At 66.3% G+C, this 17497-nt stretch carries 16 protein-coding genes, 2 tRNA genes and 1 riboswitch; of the genes, 11 read left to right on the forward strand and 7 right to left on the reverse strand.

The window, feature by feature from the left end; genetic code table 11:
- Window positions 1–103: 103 nt before the first annotated feature.
- The 3 genes from BMY12_RS04155 to csrA form a co-directional block, all read right to left on the reverse strand.
- A tRNA-Arg gene (locus BMY12_RS04155) sits at window positions 104–180 on the reverse strand.
- Between the two features lie 29 nt (window positions 181–209).
- Window positions 210–301 (reverse strand) — tRNA-Ser (locus BMY12_RS04160).
- 164 nt (window positions 302–465) lie between these two features.
- Window positions 466–660 (reverse strand): carbon storage regulator CsrA, encoded by a 195-nt coding sequence (gene csrA / locus BMY12_RS04165; RefSeq protein WP_093282480.1) that lies wholly within the window; start codon window positions 658–660, stop codon window positions 466–468.
- Between the two features lie 201 nt (window positions 661–861).
- Between csrA and BMY12_RS04170 the strand changes: the two genes are divergently transcribed.
- Window positions 862–1566, forward strand: a complete 705-nt coding sequence (locus BMY12_RS04170) for an SDR family NAD(P)-dependent oxidoreductase (protein WP_245732368.1) — start codon at window positions 862–864, stop codon at window positions 1564–1566.
- Between the two features lie 57 nt (window positions 1567–1623).
- Here the strand turns inward: BMY12_RS04170 and BMY12_RS04175 are convergent, their stop codons facing one another.
- Window positions 1624–4152, reverse strand: a complete 2529-nt coding sequence (locus tag BMY12_RS04175) for a glycogen/starch/alpha-glucan phosphorylase (protein WP_093282486.1) — start codon at window positions 4150–4152, stop codon at window positions 1624–1626.
- Between the two features lie 300 nt (window positions 4153–4452).
- On the opposite strand from BMY12_RS04175, the gene BMY12_RS04180 reads away from it, so the two are divergent.
- Window positions 4453–4857: a group I truncated hemoglobin gene (locus tag BMY12_RS04180; RefSeq protein WP_218140081.1), complete on the forward strand. Its 405-nt coding sequence runs from the start codon at window positions 4453–4455 to the stop codon at window positions 4855–4857.
- An 8-nt stretch (window positions 4858–4865) separates the two neighbouring features.
- On the opposite strand, the gene BMY12_RS04185 is transcribed toward BMY12_RS04180, so the two are convergent.
- A complete protein-coding gene (locus BMY12_RS04185; protein WP_093282488.1) occupies window positions 4866–6248 on the reverse strand; it encodes an adenosylmethionine--8-amino-7-oxononanoate transaminase in 1383 nt (460 codons plus the stop codon).
- Between the two features lie 166 nt (window positions 6249–6414).
- On the opposite strand from BMY12_RS04185, the gene BMY12_RS04190 reads away from it, so the two are divergent.
- Window positions 6415–7224, forward strand: coding sequence for a dioxygenase family protein (locus BMY12_RS04190; RefSeq protein ID WP_143068836.1), 810 nt, complete (start codon window positions 6415–6417; stop codon window positions 7222–7224).
- A gap of 9 nt (window positions 7225–7233) precedes the next feature.
- Here BMY12_RS04190 and argA read toward each other — a convergent pair whose 3' ends face one another.
- Entirely contained in the window at window positions 7234–8550 is a 1317-nt protein-coding gene (gene argA / locus BMY12_RS04195; protein WP_093282493.1) for an amino-acid N-acetyltransferase, read from the reverse strand.
- Between the two features lie 72 nt (window positions 8551–8622).
- Here argA and BMY12_RS04200 point away from each other — a divergent pair, with 72 nt between their 5' ends.
- The 8 genes from BMY12_RS04200 to gcvPB all read left to right on the forward strand — a co-directional run bounded on the left by BMY12_RS04200 (window position 8623) and on the right by gcvPB (window position 17167).
- A complete protein-coding gene (locus BMY12_RS04200; RefSeq protein ID WP_177188832.1) occupies window positions 8623–9186 on the forward strand; it encodes a UPF0149 family protein in 564 nt (187 codons plus the stop codon).
- Window positions 9187–9192: 6 nt separating this feature from the next.
- Window positions 9193–10527 (forward strand): aminopeptidase P N-terminal domain-containing protein, encoded by a 1335-nt coding sequence (locus tag BMY12_RS04205; RefSeq protein WP_093282498.1) that lies wholly within the window; start codon window positions 9193–9195, stop codon window positions 10525–10527.
- Window positions 10528–10617: 90 nt separating this feature from the next.
- Entirely contained in the window at window positions 10618–11781 is a 1164-nt protein-coding gene (locus BMY12_RS04210; protein WP_093282502.1) for a UbiH/UbiF/VisC/COQ6 family ubiquinone biosynthesis hydroxylase, read from the forward strand.
- Between the two features lie 162 nt (window positions 11782–11943).
- Window positions 11944–12032, forward strand: a riboswitch (glycine riboswitch).
- 166 nt (window positions 12033–12198) lie between these two features.
- Window positions 12199–13284, forward strand: coding sequence for a glycine cleavage system aminomethyltransferase GcvT (gene gcvT, locus BMY12_RS04215; RefSeq protein WP_093282505.1), 1086 nt, complete (start codon window positions 12199–12201; stop codon window positions 13282–13284).
- A gap of 34 nt (window positions 13285–13318) precedes the next feature.
- Window positions 13319–13708, forward strand: coding sequence for a glycine cleavage system protein GcvH (gene gcvH / locus BMY12_RS04220; RefSeq protein ID WP_093282507.1), 390 nt, complete (start codon window positions 13319–13321; stop codon window positions 13706–13708).
- Between the two features lie 92 nt (window positions 13709–13800).
- Complete coding sequence (gcvPA, locus tag BMY12_RS04225; RefSeq protein ID WP_093282510.1) at window positions 13801–15168, forward strand: aminomethyl-transferring glycine dehydrogenase subunit GcvPA; 1368 nt, start codon at window positions 13801–13803, stop codon at window positions 15166–15168.
- Between the two features lie 13 nt (window positions 15169–15181).
- A complete protein-coding gene (gene tpx, locus BMY12_RS04230; RefSeq protein ID WP_093282512.1) occupies window positions 15182–15682 on the forward strand; it encodes a thiol peroxidase in 501 nt (166 codons plus the stop codon).
- Between the two features lie 24 nt (window positions 15683–15706).
- Entirely contained in the window at window positions 15707–17167 is a 1461-nt protein-coding gene (gcvPB, locus tag BMY12_RS04235) for an aminomethyl-transferring glycine dehydrogenase subunit GcvPB (protein WP_093282515.1), read from the forward strand.
- 99 nt (window positions 17168–17266) lie between these two features.
- Here the strand turns inward: gcvPB and BMY12_RS04240 are convergent, their stop codons facing one another.
- A complete protein-coding gene (locus BMY12_RS04240) occupies window positions 17267–17491 on the reverse strand; it encodes a hypothetical protein (RefSeq protein ID WP_093282517.1) in 225 nt (74 codons plus the stop codon).
- Window positions 17492–17497: the final 6 nt, after the last annotated feature.

Genomic DNA, 17497 nt, shown 5'->3' on the forward strand with positions numbered 1-17497 from the left:
CTCGCCGAACCATGTTGACTTGTCGGAGCTTCGAATCCTTCCCTCCAGCCTTTGCGCCAACGAAAAAAGCCCCGCGTTTAGCGAGGCTTCGTTCTATATCAAATGGCGCGCCCGGAAGGATTCGAACCTCCGACCCCCAAGTTCGTAGCCTGGTGCTCTATCCAGCTGAGCTACGGGCGCGCACTAACTGAAAAACGGTATTACTAAAGTGGCGGAGTGAGAGGGATTCGAACCCTCGATACGGTTTTAGCCATATACGCCCTTAGCAGGGGCGCGCCTTCGTCCACTCGGCCATCACTCCGGGACTGCAAGGCCGAGCGACCGCCCGGCTCACTCTCCATCGCCTGCCGGTCCGGCCTGCGAGGGGCGCAATTCTAACGGCGAGTTTCGGCAAGGTAAAGCAAAACTTCGCAATTCTTTGGCATGCCGGCGATGTGGACAGACGCCGGCTGCCGAGCCGTCGGATCAAGCGGCAGCGGAGACCTCGTCGTCGTGGTCGGACTGCTTGATGCGCTCGAAAATTTCTTCGCGATGCACCGTGATGTTGCGCGGCGCCTTGACGCCGATCCGCACCTGGTTGCCTTTGATGCCCAGCACCGTGACGACGATGTCATCGCCGATCATCACGGTCTCTCCTACTCGCCTCGTTAATATCAGCATGGCTTGCCCTCCCCAGCCCGCCTGGCGTTCTTCCCGTGAACGCTTGATGTGGGCAATGCATTTTGCCCAAGCCCATCATACACCCAAGGTGTTGTCGCACCGCTAGCCGGATCGTGGCGGTTTGTGACTAGGGTAAAGTCTTACTGCCTTGCGGCCGTATTGCGCCGCGCCAGACCCGTCCGGGAGCTCAAGGACTTGAACGTGGAACCCCTGATTTTGATCACCGGCGCCTCGCAGGGCATCGGCGCCGCCCTGGCCCTGGAGTTTGTCCGCCGCCTGCAGCGTCCGCGGCTGGCCCTGGTGGCGCGATCGGCCACGCACTTGCAGGCGGTGCGGGCGAGCCTGCCGGCCAGCTGCGAGTCCGCCTGTTTTGTGGCGGATGTGGCCGATCCGGAGCAGGTGGCGGCCATGGCGGCAGCGGTGCAGCAGCGCTTCGGCACGCCGGATGTGCTGGTCAACAATGCCGGCTTCTGGCGCGGTGGCAGCGCCGAGACCATGCCGGTGGCGGAGTTCAGCGCCGTGGTGCAGACCAATCTGGTGGGCCTGTATGCGGTGACGCATGCTTTCCTGCCGGCGATGATCGCGCGCGGCAGCGGCGATATCTTCAACATGTCTTCCACCGCCGGCCTGATCGGTCTGCCCGGCAATGCCGCGTATGCCGCCGCCAAGCACGGCGTCACCGGCCTGTCCAAGGTGCTGCGCGCCGAGCTGCTCGACAAGGGCATCCGCGTCTGCTGCGTGCATCCGGGGCCGACGCTGTCGCCGTCCTGGGACGGCACGGGCGTGCCGGCGGAGCGGCTGATGCCCACCGAGGACGTGGCGCGCGCCTTCGTCGATATCTACCAGCTGTCGCGCAACACCGTGGTGGAAGAGATCGTGCTGCGTCCGCAGCGTGGCGACATCTGATGAAAAAAAGGGCGCTGTTGTGCAGCGCCCTTTCTCTTGCGGCCTGCAGTACTTGCCTTACTGCATGAGACCCGCCCGGACATGGTGTTCGGTGAGCAGTTCCACCGGCACGCTCGGCGCATGCCAGATGTCCTTCGTGTAGTCGCGGATGCTGCGGTCGGAGGAGAACTTGCCGGAGCGCGCGCTGTTGAGAATCGACATGCGCGTCCAGCGCTCGGTGTCCACCCAGGTCTCGCCCACGCGCTGCTGGCATTCCACATACGAGCGGAAGTCGGCGAACAGGAAGTAGGGGTCGTGCCAGAGCAGGCTGTCCACCAGCGGCCGGAACAGCGAGGCGTCGCCACGCGAGAAATAGCCGTCGCGGATCATGTCGATGACCTCGCGCAGCTGCGGGTCCTGTTCGTACCAGTCATGCGGGCGATAGCCCTGCGCCTGCAGCGCGTAGACCTGCGGCGTGGTGAGACCGAACAGGAAGAAGTTGTCGGCGCCCACCACCTCGCGGATCTCGATGTTGGCGCCGTCCATGGTGCCGATGGTCAGGGCGCCATTCATCTGGAACTTCATGTTGCCGGTGCCCGAGGCTTCCTTGCCGGCCGTTGAAATCTGCTCGGAGAGATCGGCGGCCGGGTAGATGCGCTGGCCGTTGGTGACGCTGAAATTGGGCAGGAACACCACCTTCAGGCGATCGCGCACCATGGGGTCGCGGTTGACCACATCGCCGATGCCGGTGATCAGCTTGATCATCAGCTTGGCCATGCGATAGCCCGGCGCGGCCTTGCCGCCGAAGATGAAGGTGCGCGGCGCCAGCTCCAGATTCGGCTGCGCCTTGAGCTGCAGATAGAGCGCAATGATGTGCAGCGCCGCCAGATGCTGGCGCTTGTATTCGTGGATGCGCTTGACCTGCACGTCGAACATCGAATCCGGGTCCACCGCGACATTGCAGCGCCGCGCGATCACCTCGGCCAGGGCGCGCTTGTTGGCGCGCTTGATCTCGCGCCAGTGGCTGCGGAAGTCCGCACTCTCGGCCAGCGGTTCGAGCTTCTGCAGCTGGTCCAGGTGCTTGATCCAGTCCTCGCCGATGGAATCGCTGACCAGCCTGGTCAGGCGCGGATTGGCCAGCACCATCCAGCGGCGCGGGGTCACGCCATTGGTCTTGTTGCTGAACTTGTTGGGCCAGAGTTCGTAGAAGTCGCGCAGCACATCGCTCTTGAGCAGCTCGGTATGCAGCTCGGCCACGCCATTGATGGCGTGCGAGCCCACGCAGGCCAGATGCGCCATGCGCACATAGCGCGGACCGCTTTCGTCGATCAGCGACAGCCGCGCCACACGCGCGGAGTCGCCCGGATAGCGGCGGCGTACTTCGTCGAGAAAGCGCGCGTTGATCTCGAAGATGATTTCCAGGTGGCGCGGCAGCACCTTCTTGAACAGCGGCAGTGGCCAGCGTTCCAGCGCCTCCGGCATCAGGGTGTGATTGGTATAGGCGAAGGTCTTGCAGGTGACCTGCCAGGCGCGGTTCCAGGGCATCTTGTGCTCATCGACCAGCAGGCGCATCAGCTCGGCCACGGCGATGGCCGGATGCGTGTCATTGAGCTGCACCGCGAACTTCTCGTGGAAATGCTCCAGCGGCAGGCGCTGGCCCTGCATGATGCGGATCATGTCCTGCAGTGAACAGGACACGAAGAAGTACTGCTGCTCCAGGCGCAGCTCCTTGCCGCCCTCATGCTCGTCATTGGGATAAAGCACCTTGGAGAGATTCTCCGAGGACATCTTCTGCATCACCGCGCCGTAGTAGTCGCCGCGGTTGAAGACTTCGAAGTCGAAGGACTCCGGTGCCTGCGCGCTCCACAGGCGCAGGGTGTTGGCGGTGTTGTTGCGGTAGCCCAGGATCGGCGTGTCATAGGGCACGCCGCTGACCAGACGGCTGGGAATCCAGCGCACCGTGAGCGTGCCGTCCTCTTCGCTGCGATGTTCGGTGTAGCCGCCGAGCTTGACCTGCACCGCCCATTCCGGGCGCTGCAGCTCCCAGGGATTGCCGTAGCGCAGCCACTTGTCGGTCTTCTCCACCTGCCAGCCGTCGACGATGGACTGGTGGAAGATGCCGAACTCGTAACGGATGCCGTAGCCCAGGGAGGGGATTTCCAGGGTGGCCATGGAATCGATGAAGCAGGCCGCCAGCCGGCCCAGGCCGCCGTTGCCCAGGCCTGGTTCCTCTTCCTGCGCCAGCAGCTCGTCGAAGTTCAGGCCCAGCTCGGTCATGGCCTGCTTGGCCTCGTCGTAGATGCCGAGGTTGATCAGGTTGTTGCCCAGATGCGGGCCCATCAGGAATTCGGCCGAGAGATACGAAACGGTGCGCGCGCCCTTCTGCATGTACTCGGCGGCGGTGCTGATCCAGCGCTGCAGCAGGCGTTCGCGCACCGCGTAGGCCAGCGCCAGATAGTAATCGCTCTTGCTGGCCAGGGCCGGAAACTTGCCCTGGGTATGGAACAGGTTGTCCAGGAAGGACTGCTTGAGGGCCTCCTTGTTCAGCGCGGCGCGTTCGCTCAAGGGGCGGTGGTCGACGGCGGCTGCGGCGGCGCGGGTATCCAAGATGCTTTCTCCTCCCAAACACACCGGTTCGGTGCCCGCCACTATGCGCAATTTTCGTGCACATTTTCAGCGCTGCCGCGCCTGCGTCGGGACGGGGCCGGGCCCGATTCGCTTTTGCGCCGAGAAAGAAGGGCTTATCCCGGATGGCCGGGCGGGGCCTGGAATCGGGACATGGCCTGGAGGCGCGGGGCTTGCGCCCACACCGGTGCGGATTGATGGCAGTCAAGGCTGCCGGCGCGAGGCTCGCCGATGCTGAGTCCGCTTCCCCACGTGCAGACGCGAGCTTTCGGAGAGCCCAGGATGTCGCAGCAGATGCCAGAACAGGCCGAGCGGAAAAATTTCTACGAGGCCATCGGCGGCGCGCCGGCGATTGCGGCCATGGTCGAGCAGTTCTACCAGCGCGTGCTCGCCGACCCGGAGCTGAAGGATTTCTTCACCGGGGTGCCCATGGACCGCCTGCGCAAGATGCAGTGCGAATTCTTCAGCGCCGCCCTGGGCGGGCCGGAGCTCTACAAGGGCCGGGTGATCGCCCATGCGCACCAGCGCCTGCCCATCGAGCGCAAGCACTTCCAGCGCTTCGTCGATCACCTGTTCGAAACCCTGGCCGGCTTTTCCCTGAGCGAGCAGGACCGCTACGAAATCATCGCCCGCATCAATCTCTACGCCGAGGATGTGATCGGCGTGGGCGCCGACTTCGGCGACTGAACGCCGCCTCAGTCCCGCGTCGCCAGGCGGATGCCCTCGGTGGCCACCTGGCACATGCGCTCCACTTCCTTGGGCGTGATCACATAGGGCGGCATGAAGTAGATGACATTGCCCAGCGGCCGCAGCAGCACGCCCTGTTCCAGCGCGTATTGATAGACGCGCAGGCCGCGGCGCTCGGCGGCCGGGTAGGGCTCGCGGCTGCGTGCGTTCTTCGCCATCTCGATGGCCAGGATCATGCCCTGCTGACGCACCTCGGCCACCTTCGGATGCTGACGCAGTTCTTCGGTGCGTGACCACATCAGCTGCGTGAGCACGCGATTGGTGGCCAGCACGCGGGTCTCCTCGAACAGGTCCAGGGTCGCCAGCGCGGCGCGGCAGGCGAGCGGGTTGCCGGTGTAGGAATGCGAGTGCAGGAAGGCTTTCTGTGCCTTGTGCTCGGCATAGAAGGCTTCGTAGATGTGCTCGCGCGTCAGCGTCACCGCCAGCGGCAGGGTGCCGCCGGTGATGCCTTTGGACAGGCACATGAAGTCGGGCGTGATGCCGGGCTGTGCATCGCGATCATGGCTCGGCGGCGGCGCCCAGTCGCAGGCGAACAGGCGCCCGGTGCGGCCGAAGCCCACCGCGATCTCGTCGGCGATCAGATGCACGCCGTAGCGATCGCAGGCCTCGCGCAGCAGGGTGAGATAGAGCGGGTGATACATGCGCATGCCGCCGGCGCATTGCACCAGGGGCTCGATGATCACCGCGCAGGTCTCGTGCGCATGGCGCTGCAGGGCCTGATCCAGGTGCCAGAACTGGCGGCGCGTGTAGTCTTCCCAGGACTCGCCGGCGCCGCGCACATAGCAGTCCGGCGAGGGTACGTGGATGGGCTGCAGCAGCAGCGGCGCGTAGGTGTCGCGGTACATGCTGGGGCCGCCCATGGCCAGGGCGCCGAGGGTCTCGCCGTGATAGCTGTTCTCCAGGGCGATGAAGCGGGTCTTCTGCGTCTGACCCTGATTGCGCCAGTAGTGAAAGCTCATCTTCAGCGCCACCTCCACCGCCGCCGAGCCGTTGTCGGCGTAGAAGCAGCGCGACAATCCCGGCGGTGCGAGCCTGAGCAGACGCTCGGCCAGCTCCACCGCCGGCGCATGCGTGAAGCCCGCCAGCAGCACGTGGTCCAGCTCGTCGAGCTGGGCCTTCAGCGCGTTGACGATGTAGGGATGACGGTGGCCGAAGATATTGGTCCACCAGGAACTGATCGCATCCAGGTAGCGCTTGTTCTCGAAGTCCTCCAGCCACACGCCCTCGGCCGACTTCACCGGAATCAGCGGCAGCCATTCGTGGTCCTGCATCTGGGTGCAGGGATGCCAGACGTGCGCCAGCGAGCGCTGCCTATAGTCTTCGTTGCTCATGGTTCAAGTGATCCGGTCGCCTGGTCGCGGCCATCCATCGTATGCCGTAGACAGGACTGCAGGGTTTTCATAACAAGTTGTTCGCAATTGTAACGGCCAGCCCGCGCCGGCTCGCGGCGCTCCTAAAGTGGCGGTGCTCACCCTTTCGGACCTGCAGGCCAAGCTCATGAACTCAGCACCCAAACCCGATGCGCTGCTGGATCGCCGTTCGGCCCTGGGGCTGATGGGCGGCAGCTTGTATGCGCTGCTGATGGCGGCCTGCAGCGGCGGTTCGGATTCCACGGACAGCAGCACGAGCGGCAGTACCAGCAGTACGGATTCGAGCAGCGGCTCCAGCGCCAGCTGCAGCGAGGTGCCGGAGGAAACCGGCGGCCCGTACCCGGCCGATGGTTCGCAGTCCGGCGTCACCAATGTCCTGGCCAATGCCAATGTGGTCCGCCGCGATATCCGCGGCAACATCGGCGGCGGCAGCGTGCAGGCCGGTCTGCCGCTGAGCCTCACCATCACCCTGGAGAATCTCAGCGCCAGCTGCGCGGCGCTGCGCAATGCCGCCGTCTACATCTGGCACTGCAATGCCGATGGCGAGTACTCGGTGTACAACACCAGCGGCAACGGCAACCACAGCGCCGACACCTTTCTGCGCGGCGTGCAGATCAGCGACAGCAGCGGCCAGGTGACGTTCACCACGATCTACCCGGGCCGCTACACCGGCCGCGCCACGCACATCCATGTCGAGGTCTACAGCGACAGCAGCTTCAGCACCCTGCTCAAGACCACACAGTTCGCTTTCACCGATAGCGTCAATGAGGCGGTCTATGCCGCCGACGGCGACTACGCCGAAAGCCAGGCCACCAGCGAGACCAAGAACGCCCGCGACAGTGTGTTCAGCGACGGCTATGAGCAGGAGCTGCTGACGTTGTCGGGCAATGCCACGAGCGGCTACACGGCCAGCATCACCATCGGCGTGGTGGCCTGAAGGCCGTTGCTACAGATCCTTGATCAGCACCAGGGAGCCACGCTGGTAGTTGTAGAGCTTCTGGCGCTGCGCGGGCAGCTCCTCGGGCGTGGCCTGGCGAAAGCCGTGCTCGATGAACCAGTGCGGCGTGTGCGTGGTGAGACTGAACAGGCGCTTGAGGCCCTGCGCGCGCGCCTCGGCCTCCACGCGCTTGAGCAGGGCGGCGGCGCGGCCGGCGCGGCGGTAGTCGGCATGCACGGCCACGCAGGCCAGCTCGCCGGCGGCGTCTTCGGTAAACGGAATCAGCGCGCAGCAGGCGATCACCAGACCGTCGCGCACGATCACATTGAAGCGCTCGATCTCCAGTTCCAGCTGCTCGCGCGAGCGCGGCACCAGCACGCCCTGTTGTTCCAGGGGCGCGATCAGCGCCAGCACTCCGCCCACGTCCTCGATGCTGGCATCGCGCGTGGCCTCGTACTCGGCGTCGGCATAAAGCATCAGGCCCATGCCGTCGCGGGTGTAGAGCTCGCGCAGCAGCGCGCCGTCCTGATGGCCCACCAGATGCACGCGCGTCACGCCGCCGCGCGTCGCCGCCAGCGCCGCGCTCAGATAGGTGCGGTCGATGGCGCTGAGCGTGGCGCCGGCCAGCAGCTGTTCGCCCTGCGCCTGCGAGAGCTGGCCGACATCGCCGGTGCCTTCGGCCAGGCGCCACTGCGCCGGCTCGGTGGGCGTGACGAACACCAGCTTGTCGGCGCCGATGGCGCTGGCCACGGCGGTGGCGAGGTCTTCGGCGCGCAGATTGAAGATCTCGCCGGTGGGCGAGTAGCCGATGGGCGAGAGCAGGGCGAGGCGGTCCTGCTCCAGCTCGCGACGGATGGACTCGGCGTCCACGCGCCGCACCTCGCCGGTGTAGAGATGATCCACGCCCTGGCGCACGCCCACCGGCCGCGCCGTCACCCAGTTGCCGCCGGCCACGCGGATGCGCGCGCCGCCCATGGAAGTGGAGGCCAGCGAGGTGGAGAGCTTGGCCTCGATGTCCATGCGCAGGCTGCCGGCGGCTTCCTTCACGCAGTCCAGGGCGGCGCGGTCGGTGACACGCAGATCGCCCACGTAGCGCGGGCTGAGATTGCGGGCCTTCATGCGCGCATCGATCTGCGGACGCACGCCGTGCACCAGCACCAGCTTCACGCCCAGGCTGTGCAGCAGGGCGATGTCGAAGAGCAGCTGTTCGAAATCCGGGCGCTCGGCGGCCTCGCCGCCAAAGGCGACCACGAACACGCTGCCGTTGTGGGCATGCACGTAGGGGGCGCTGCCACGCAGCACGGAGACGAAGTCGGAGGCATTCATGAGCGGATTATAGGCGCGGCTGGGGGGTTTCTCCCGGGATGGGGTGGTGCAGCGCCGCCCTATAATGGCGCCATGTCCACTGTCATTGCTTACGACCAACTCGCCGAGGTTCTGGCGCGCATCGGCTATGCCGAAGCTGCCGCCGAGTTCCACGGCAGCCTCTGCGGCGCACTGTGCCTGCAGCCGCCCGAAAACATCGATCTGCTGCGCCTGCTGGAGCCGGGGGATGCCCCGCCGCCGGCCGACGGCGAAACCCGCGCTGCGCTGGAGACCCTGCGCAGCGAGGCGGTGGGCGCGCTGCAGGACAGCGAGATGGTGTTCAGTCCGCTGCTGCCCGACGACGAGGTGGCGCTGGTGCCGCGCGTGCGCGCCCTGGTGTCCTGGTGCGAAGGCTTTCTCTACGGTCTGGCCAGCCAGCAGGCCCTGGCTTACGACAAGCTTTCCGAAGAGGCGCGCGAGATCCTGCGCGACTTCACCGAGTTCACGCAGGCGGCGGTCGGCGATGAGGATCCCGACATCGAGGAAAGCGCCTATGCCGAACTGGTGGAATACGTGCGCGTCGGGGCACAGCTGGTTTACATGGAACTGCACCCGCGTCCGACCCTGGACCCGGCCGAGTCGCGGCATCTGCACTGAGGGCCTATGAACGCTCCCCTGTCGAAGGAACACGCGCGTCGCCGCGCCGAGCTGATGCGGCGCATCGGCCGAAGTGGTGTGGCGATCATCCCCGCCGCGCGCGAGGTGATCCGCGCCCGCGACACGCATTACCGCTTCCGGCAGGATGCCGACTTCTTCTACCTCACCGGCTTCACCGAGCCCGAGGCGGTGGCGGTGCTGGCGCCGGGCCGGCGGGTGGACGGACGCAAGGCCGAGTTCGTGATGTTCGTGCGGCCGCGCAATGCCGAGCGCGAGATCTGGGACGGTCGTCGCGCCGGCCCGCAAGGCGCGCGCAAGCGTTACGGTGCCGACGAGGCCTACGACATCGACGAGTTCGAAACGCGCCTGGGCGCGCTGCTCGCCGGCCGCGAGCGCGTGCACTACACCCTGGGCGAGCACGGCGGCTGGGACGCCAAGATCACCGCCTGCGTGCGCCACATCCGCGAGATTTCGCGGCGCGGCGCGGCGGCGCCCGAGGAATTCGTGGCCCTGGAATCCAGCCTGCACGAGATGCGTCTGCACAAGAGCGCCGCCGAGCTGAAAACCCTGGCGCGCGCCTGCGAGATCAGCGCCGAGGCGCATTGCATCGCCATGCGCAAATCCGCGCCCGGCGTCTACGAATGGCAGCTGGCGGCGGAGATCGAATACCACTTCGCGCGCCACGATATGCAGCCGGGTTACGGCAGCATCGTCGGCACCGGCGAGAACGCCTGCATCCTCCACTACGTGGAAAACCGCAGCGCGCTGAAGGCCGGTGATCTGGTGCTGATCGATGCCGGCGGCGAGCTGGAAGGCTATACCGCCGACATCACGCGCAGCTATCCGGCCAGCGGCAGGTTCAGCGCCGCGCAGCAGGCCGTGTACGAGGTGGTGCTGGCCGCCAACAAGGCGGCGATCAAGACGCTCAAGATCGGCGAGTCGGTGGGCAAGCCGCACGAGGTCGCCACGCGCGTGCTGACCGAGGGCATGGTCGAGCTGGGCCTGCTCAAGGGCAAGCCGGCGGACCTGGTCAAGGCCGGCATGCACCGGCAGTTCTTCATGCACGGCACCGGTCACTGGCTGGGCATGGATGTGCATGACGTGGGCCGCTACAAGCTCGAAGACCAGTACCGGCGCTTCGAGGACGGCATGGTGATGACCGTGGAGCCGGGGCTGTACATCGCGCCGGGCAGCAAGAACGTGCCGGAAAAATACTGGGGCATCGGCATCCGCATCGAGGATGATGTGGTGGTCACCCCGCAGGGCCCGCGCGTGCTCACCGGCGGTGTGCCCAAGGACGTGCGCGAGATCGAAAAGCTGATGGCGGCGAGCCGGCAGTAGTCCGGCCAGGAATGGCGGGGCAGTGCGGCTCGGCTCACGCAAGCTCTCGTCACGGACGGCAAGGCATAAGCAAGAGAAAGCAAAACCCGAATGGAGAACTGCATCGACGTAGCCGTGGTGGGCGCCGGCCTGGTCGGCACCGCCCTGGCCCTGGGCCTGAGCCAGCGCGGCTTCGATGTCGAGCTGATCGAGCGCGCGCCGTTTCTGCCCGGCCATGACGACGACTACGATCTGCGCGTCTATGCCATCGCGCCTTCGGCCGCCGCGTTTCTGGAGCGGCTCGGCGTCTGGCCGCAGGTGCTGGCCCAGCGCGCCAGTGCCTACACGCAGATGCAGGTCTGGGAGCGCGAACGTGCCTCGGCGCTGAGCTTTTCCGCTGCCGAGCTGCCGGCGCCCGCGCTCGGGCACATCGTCGAAAACTCGCTGTTGCAGCGTGTGCTCTGGCACGCGCTGCCGGCCGGCGTACTGCGCAATGCCCTGGCCGTGCAGTCGGCGCAGAGCGAAGGCGGCGTGGTGCGCCTGCAGCTGTCCGACGGCGAAGAACTGTACGCGCGGCTGCTGGTGGTGGCCGAGGGCCGCGACTCGGCGCTGCGGGCGCAGCTGGGTATCGAGATGCTCAGCGGCGTCTATGCGCAGATGGCGGTGGTCTGCCATGTGCAGACCGAACAGCCGCATCAGGGCGTGGCCTATCAGCGCTTTATGCCCACCGGGCCTCTGGCGTTCCTGCCGCTGGCCGATGGCCGCAGTTCCATCGTCTGGTCCTCCAGCGAAGCCGAGGCCCTGCTGGCGCTGGACGAGGAAGATTTCCGGCGCGTGCTGGGTGAGGCCAGCCAGCAGGTGCTGGGGCGCATCCAGACCTGCACGCGGCGCGTGCGCTTCCCGCTGGCCCTGCAGCACGCCGAACGCTACGTCGCCGAACGTGCGGTGCTGGTGGGGGATGCCGCGCACCTGGTGCATCCGCTGGCAGGGCAGGGCGTGAACCTGGGCTTTGGCGATGTCGAGGCCCTGATCGGTCTGCTGGCCGAGGCGCGCGACGCCGGCCGCGACTTCGGCGCCGAGCGCCTGCTCAAGCGCTACGAGCGTGCGCGTCGCGCCGATGTGCTGGACATGATCGCGGTCACCGACGGCCTGTACCGCGCCTATCAATTGCCGCTGCCGGGTCTGGCCTCGCTGCGTGAAGTGGGCCTGGGCCTGGTCAAGGCCGCCGCGCCCTTGCGCCGCGAACTGGTGCGCCGCGCGGTGGGCCTGCGCTGAGGCAGGTCATGGTCTTTGTTTCGCTCTCGCCAGGGACGTGGACAGGCGCGCGCGCGGGCGCCAAAGCCCGCGCTTCGCGCCGCCGCAGTCCCGGTCTTTTTCGAAAGCGCGGGCCGAAAATTTTCCGATGGCAAGCCCGCCGCCTCTCGGGTTAGAGTATCGCCATGCAGCGCGCGAGAGACCTCTTCACTGAGGCGCTGAAGGCGCAAATCCGCTCCGAATCGCTCAAGCAAAAGAAGCGCGCTGCCGAAGTAAACACTCTGGAGAGAGCCGCCTGGCGCGGCCACCGAAGGCGCTCTAACGCTCAGGTAAAAGGACAGAGGAGTGGGCCTGGAACCTGGCAAAGCCTTCGCTTTGCCAAAGCCCGGGCACCCGGCCGGCCATGGCCAGACCCACTTCTCGAACCTGGAGCGCTTCGTGACTCTCAAGCACACCGCCCTGCACGCTGAACACCAGCGCCTCAACGCCAAGCTGGTGGATTTCGCCGGCTGGGACATGCCCATCCAGTACGCCTCGCAGCTCGATGAGCACCATGCGGTGCGCGCTGATGCCGGCATGTTCGATGTCGCGCACATGGCGGCCCTGGACCTTTCCGGCGCGCGCGTGCGCGAATTCCTGCGTCATCTGCTGGCCAATGACGTGGCCAAGCTCACGCTGCCGGGCAAGGCCCTGTATTCCTGCCTGCTGCGCGAAGACGCCGGCGTGATCGACGATCTGATCGCCTACTACCTGGACGATACGCACTTCCGCCTGGTGGTGAACGCCGGCACCACTGACAAGGATCTGGCCTGGATTCGCGCGCAGGCGCCGGCTTTTGCAGTGAGCGTTACGCAGCGCAGCGATCTGGGCATTCTCGCCGTGCAGGGCCCGCAGGCGCGGGCGCGCGTACTGCCCTTGCTGCCGCAGGCCTTGCGCGCGCGCGCCGAGGCGCTGGTGAATTTCCAGGCGGCCTGGGACGGCGAGTGCTTCGTCGCCCGCACCGGTTACACCGGCGAGGACGGCTTCGAGCTGATCCTGCCGCACGCACAGCTGCTGGCGCTGTGGTCGCAGCTGCTGGCGGCCGGCGTCAAACCCTGTGGCCTGGGCGCGCGCGACACCCTGCGCCTGGAAGCCGGCATGAATCTCTACGGTCAGGACATGGACGAAAGCCGGCATCCGCTGGAATCGGGCCTGGGCTGGACCATCGCCTGGCAGCCGCAGGATCGCGACTTCATCGGCCGCGCGGCGCTGGAGAAACTGCGCGGTCACAGCGCGCATCAGTTCGTGGGCCTGGTGCTGGAAGGCCGCGGCATCATGCGCGCGCACATGCCGCTGCGCTTCGCCAACGGCGCCAAGGGTGAAACCACCAGCGGCGGCTTTGCGCCCACGCTCAAGCAGTCTATCGCGCTGGCGCGCATCGAGGCGCAGGCCGAGGGCGCTTGCGAAGTCGAGATTCGCGGACAATGGCAGGCGGTGCGCATCGTCAAGCCACCGTTTGTGCGCCATGGCCGCGCACTGATTTGATTCCCACCACTTTCACGGCATATCGGAGCATTCCATGAGCCAGGTTCCCGCAGGACTCAAGTACGTCAAGACCCATGAATGGCTGAAGCGCGAAGCCGACGGCAGCATCACCGTGGGCATCACCGATTACGCGCAGGCCTCGCTGGGCGATCTGGTATTCGTCGACGTGCCGGCGGTGGGCCGCAAGCTGGCCAAGGACGAGGCCTGCTCGGTGGTGGAATCGGTCAAGGCCGCCAGCGATGTCTACGCCCCGATCGCCGGCGAGGTGCTGGCGGTGAACGGCAAGCTCGCCGACGCGCCGGAGGTTCTCAACAGCGATCCTTACGGCGAAGGCTGGCTGTGGAAGATGAAGCCTTCCAACGCCGCCGACTTCGACGCGCTGCTGGACGCGGCGGGCTACGAGGACTTTCTCAAGTCGCTGTAAGCCGATTCAGAAAACCTGCAAGGCGGCCGGGTTCTGTGTTTGCGCCTTCGCGTGATTCTTTTTTGCCGTCCCTGCTGAAGAGGTAAGCAAGCGTGCCGTTCATTCCCCACACCGAAGCCGATGTGCAGCAGATGCTCGCCGCCATCGGTGCGCCGAGCATCGAGGCGCTGTTCGACGAGATTCCCGAAGCGCTGCGCGGTGCCAGCCTGGAGAAGATTCCTTCCGGCCTGTCGGAGATGGCGGTGAGCCGCCTGATGCGCGAGCGTGCGCGCCAGGATGGTGGCGCGCTGAACTTCATCGGCGCCGGTGCTTACGAGCATCACATTCCGGCGGCGGTCTGGGAGATTGCCACGCGCGGTGAGTTCTACTCGGCCTACACGCCTTATCAGGCCGAAGCCAGCCAGGGCACGCTGCAGCTGCTCTACGAATACCAGACCATGATCTGCAGCCTCACCGGCATGGAGGTTTCCAACGCCTCGATGTACGACGGCGCCTCGGCGCTGGGTGAGGCGCTGCTGATGGCGCTGCGCGTCAACAAGCAGAACGCTTCCGGCCGCGTGCTGATGCCGCAGGCGGTGAATCCGCTGTATCGCGAAGTAGTGGCCGCCACCACGCCGGCGCAGGGCGTGCAGCCCATCGCCGTGGCCTACGATCCGGCCAGCGGCCAGACCGCGCTGGATGCGCTCAAGGCGCACGGCGGCAGCGCGCCGACGGCGGTGGTGATCCAGCAGCCGAATTTCTTCGGTGTGCTGGAAGACGTGGACGCGATCACCGACTGGGCGCATGCGCAGAACGCGCTGCTGGTGGCGGTGGTCAATCCGGTGTCCCTGGCCCTGCTCAAGGCGCCGGGACAGTGGGGCGCCAAGGGCGCGGACATTGTCTGCGGTGATGGCCAGCCGCTGGGTGCGCCGCTGTCCTCGGGCGGACCTTACTTCGGCTTTCTCACCAGTCGCATGGCTCATGTGCGCGAGATGCCGGGCCGCATCATCGGCCGCACCGTGGATCTCGAAGGCAAGACCGGCTACACGCTGACGCTGCAGGCGCGTGAGCAGCACATCCGCCGCGCCAAGGCCAAGTCCAACATCTGCACCAACCAGGGTCTGCTGGTGACCGCGGCGACCATCCATATGTCGCTGCTGGGCGCGCAGGGTCTGGCGCAGGTGGCCTCGTCCTGCCTGCGCAATACCGCGCAGCTGACCCAGCAGCTGACGGCCATTGCGGGCGTCACGCGCGTGTTCAGCGCACCGGGCTTTCATGAAGTGGTGCTGCGTCTGAACCGGCCGGTGGCCGGCGTGCTCGCGGCACTGGCCGAGGCCGATATCTTCGGTGGCTATGATCTATCCGAGCGCTATCCGGAGCTGGGCAATGCCCTGCTGGTCTGCGCCACGGAAACCAAGACGGAAGGCGATCTCGCTCGCTACGCGCAGGCGCTGACCGCGGTTCTACAACAGCAAGCGTGAGGAGACAGATGCAATGGCAACAGTGACTCTGGGCGGCAATGCGGTGCAGACCAATGGCGAGCTGCCGATGAAGGGCAGTGAGGTGCCGGGCTTTCGTCTGGTGGACGTGAGCCTCAAGGACGTGGCCCTGCATGACTACGCCGGCAAGCGCAAGGTGCTGAACATCTTCCCTTCGGTGGACACGCCGACCTGCGCGACCTCGGTGCGCAAGTTCAACGAGCGCGCCAGCGCGCTGGCCAACACCGTGGTGTTGTGCATCTCCGCCGATCTGCCGTTTGCGCAGAAGCGCTTCTGCGGCGCCGAAGGCCTGAACAATGTGCAGATGCTGTCGCTGATGCGCGGCCGGCATTTTGCGCAGGACTACGGGGTGCTGATCGAGAACGGTCCGCTGGCCGGCCTCACCGCGCGCGCGGTGCTGGTGCTGGATGAGCAGGATCGCGTGCTGCACGGTGAACTGGTGAGCGAGATCGCGCACGAGCCGGATTACGAAGCGGCGCTCAAGGCGCTGGCCTAAACCTTTTGAGCTGAGCGGGAAACCATGACGGAAGCATTGATCTTTGAAGTCTCGCAGCCCGGTCGCTGCGCGGTGGCGCAGAACCCTGGCGCCGGTGTGGATCACGGCGGCATCCCCGAGGCGCTGCGCCGGCGCGATGTGCCGCGTCTGCCGGAAGTCTCGGAGCTGCAGGCGGTGCGCCACTTCACGCGCCTGTCGCAGCGCAACTTCTCGATCGACACGCACTTCTATCCCCTGGGTTCCTGCACCATGAAGTACAACCCGCGGGCCTGCAACACGCTGGCGATGCTGCCCGAGTTTCTCGGCCGCCATCCGCTGGCGCCGGAGTCGCACTCGCAGGGTTTTCTGGCCTGCATGTTCGATCTGCAGGAGATTCTCAAGGAAGTGACCGGCATGGCCGGCGTCTCGCTCACGCCCATGGCCGGCGCGCAGGGCGAGTTCGCCGGTGTGGCGATGATCCGTGCCTATCACCGTGCGCGTGGCGATGCCGCGCGCACGGAAATCCTGGTGCCGGATGCGGCGCATGGCACCAATCCGGCGACCGCAGCGATGCTCGGCTGCACGGTGCGCGAGATTCCCACCGATGCCAATGGCGATGTCGATGTGGAAGCCCTGCGCGCCGCCGTCGGTCCGCAGACCGCCGGCATCATGCTCACCAATCCCTCGACCTTCGGCGTGTTCGAGCGGCGCATCCACGAGATCGCCGGCATCGTGCATGAGGCGGGCGGCCTGCTGTATTACGACGGCGCCAATCTCAACGCGATTCTCGGCAAGGTGCGGCCGGGCGACATGGGCTTCGACGTCATCCACATGAACCTGCACAAGACCTTCTCCACGCCGCACGGTGGCGGCGGTCCGGGTGCCGGCGCCGTGGGCGTCTCCGAGCGCCTGCTACCGTTCATGCCGATTCCGGTGGTGGGCCGGCAGGGCGAGCGCTACCGCTGGCTGGATGAAAAGGACCTGCCGCAGAGCATCGGCCGGCTCTCGGCCTGGATGGGCAATGCCGGCGTGCTGCTGCGTGCCTATGTCTACGCCCGCATGCTGGGCCGCGAGGGGCTGCTGCGGGTGGCCGAGTTCGCCACGCTCAATGCCAATTACCTGGCGGCAAGGCTCAAGGAGGCGGGCTTCGAGCTGGCCTTCCCGGCGCGACGGGCCTCGCATGAGTTCATCGTCACCCTCAAGAAGCAGAAACAGGAACTGGACATGACGGCCACCGACGTGGCCAAGCGCCTGCTCGACTACGGCTTTCACGCGCCCACCATCTACTTCCCGCTGCTGGTGCCCGAGTGCCTGCTGATCGAGCCCACCGAGACCGAAGACCGGCAGACCCTGGACAGCTTCGTGGCGGCGCTGGTGGCGATCTGGGACGAGGCCAAGCAGGACGTGAGCAAGCTCAAGGGCGCGCCCTACACCATGCCGGTGCGGCGCCTGGACGATGTGCGTGCGGCGCGGCATCTGGACCTGCGCTATCAGCCGGCGGCCTGAAGCGCCGGGCAAAACAAAAGCCCGCTTCCGGAAGGAAGCGGGCTTTTCTGATTCCGGCGTCGCAGCCTGGGCTGAGCCCGGCTGCGAGTCTGCCCGACTTCAGGCGGCCTTTTTCAGCGCCTGGATCAGCTCCTGCGCCGGCGTGGCGCGGCGCTGGGGGGCTTCCATCGCGAGGGTGGCGGCCCGGGTGGCGGAGGCTGCCTTGAAGGCAAACTGCGCGCGGCGCTCTTCAACCCAATCGCTGAAAATCAGACCCGTCAGGGCGATAATGCACAGACCGGTGGTCAACACGACGAAGGTCAGCATCGGCAGCGTGTTTTCCATCTTCCT

Origin of the sequence: Solimonas aquatica, assembly GCF_900111015.1 — a bacterium.
Taxonomy (GTDB): Bacteria; Pseudomonadota; Gammaproteobacteria; order Nevskiales; family Nevskiaceae; genus Solimonas; species Solimonas aquatica.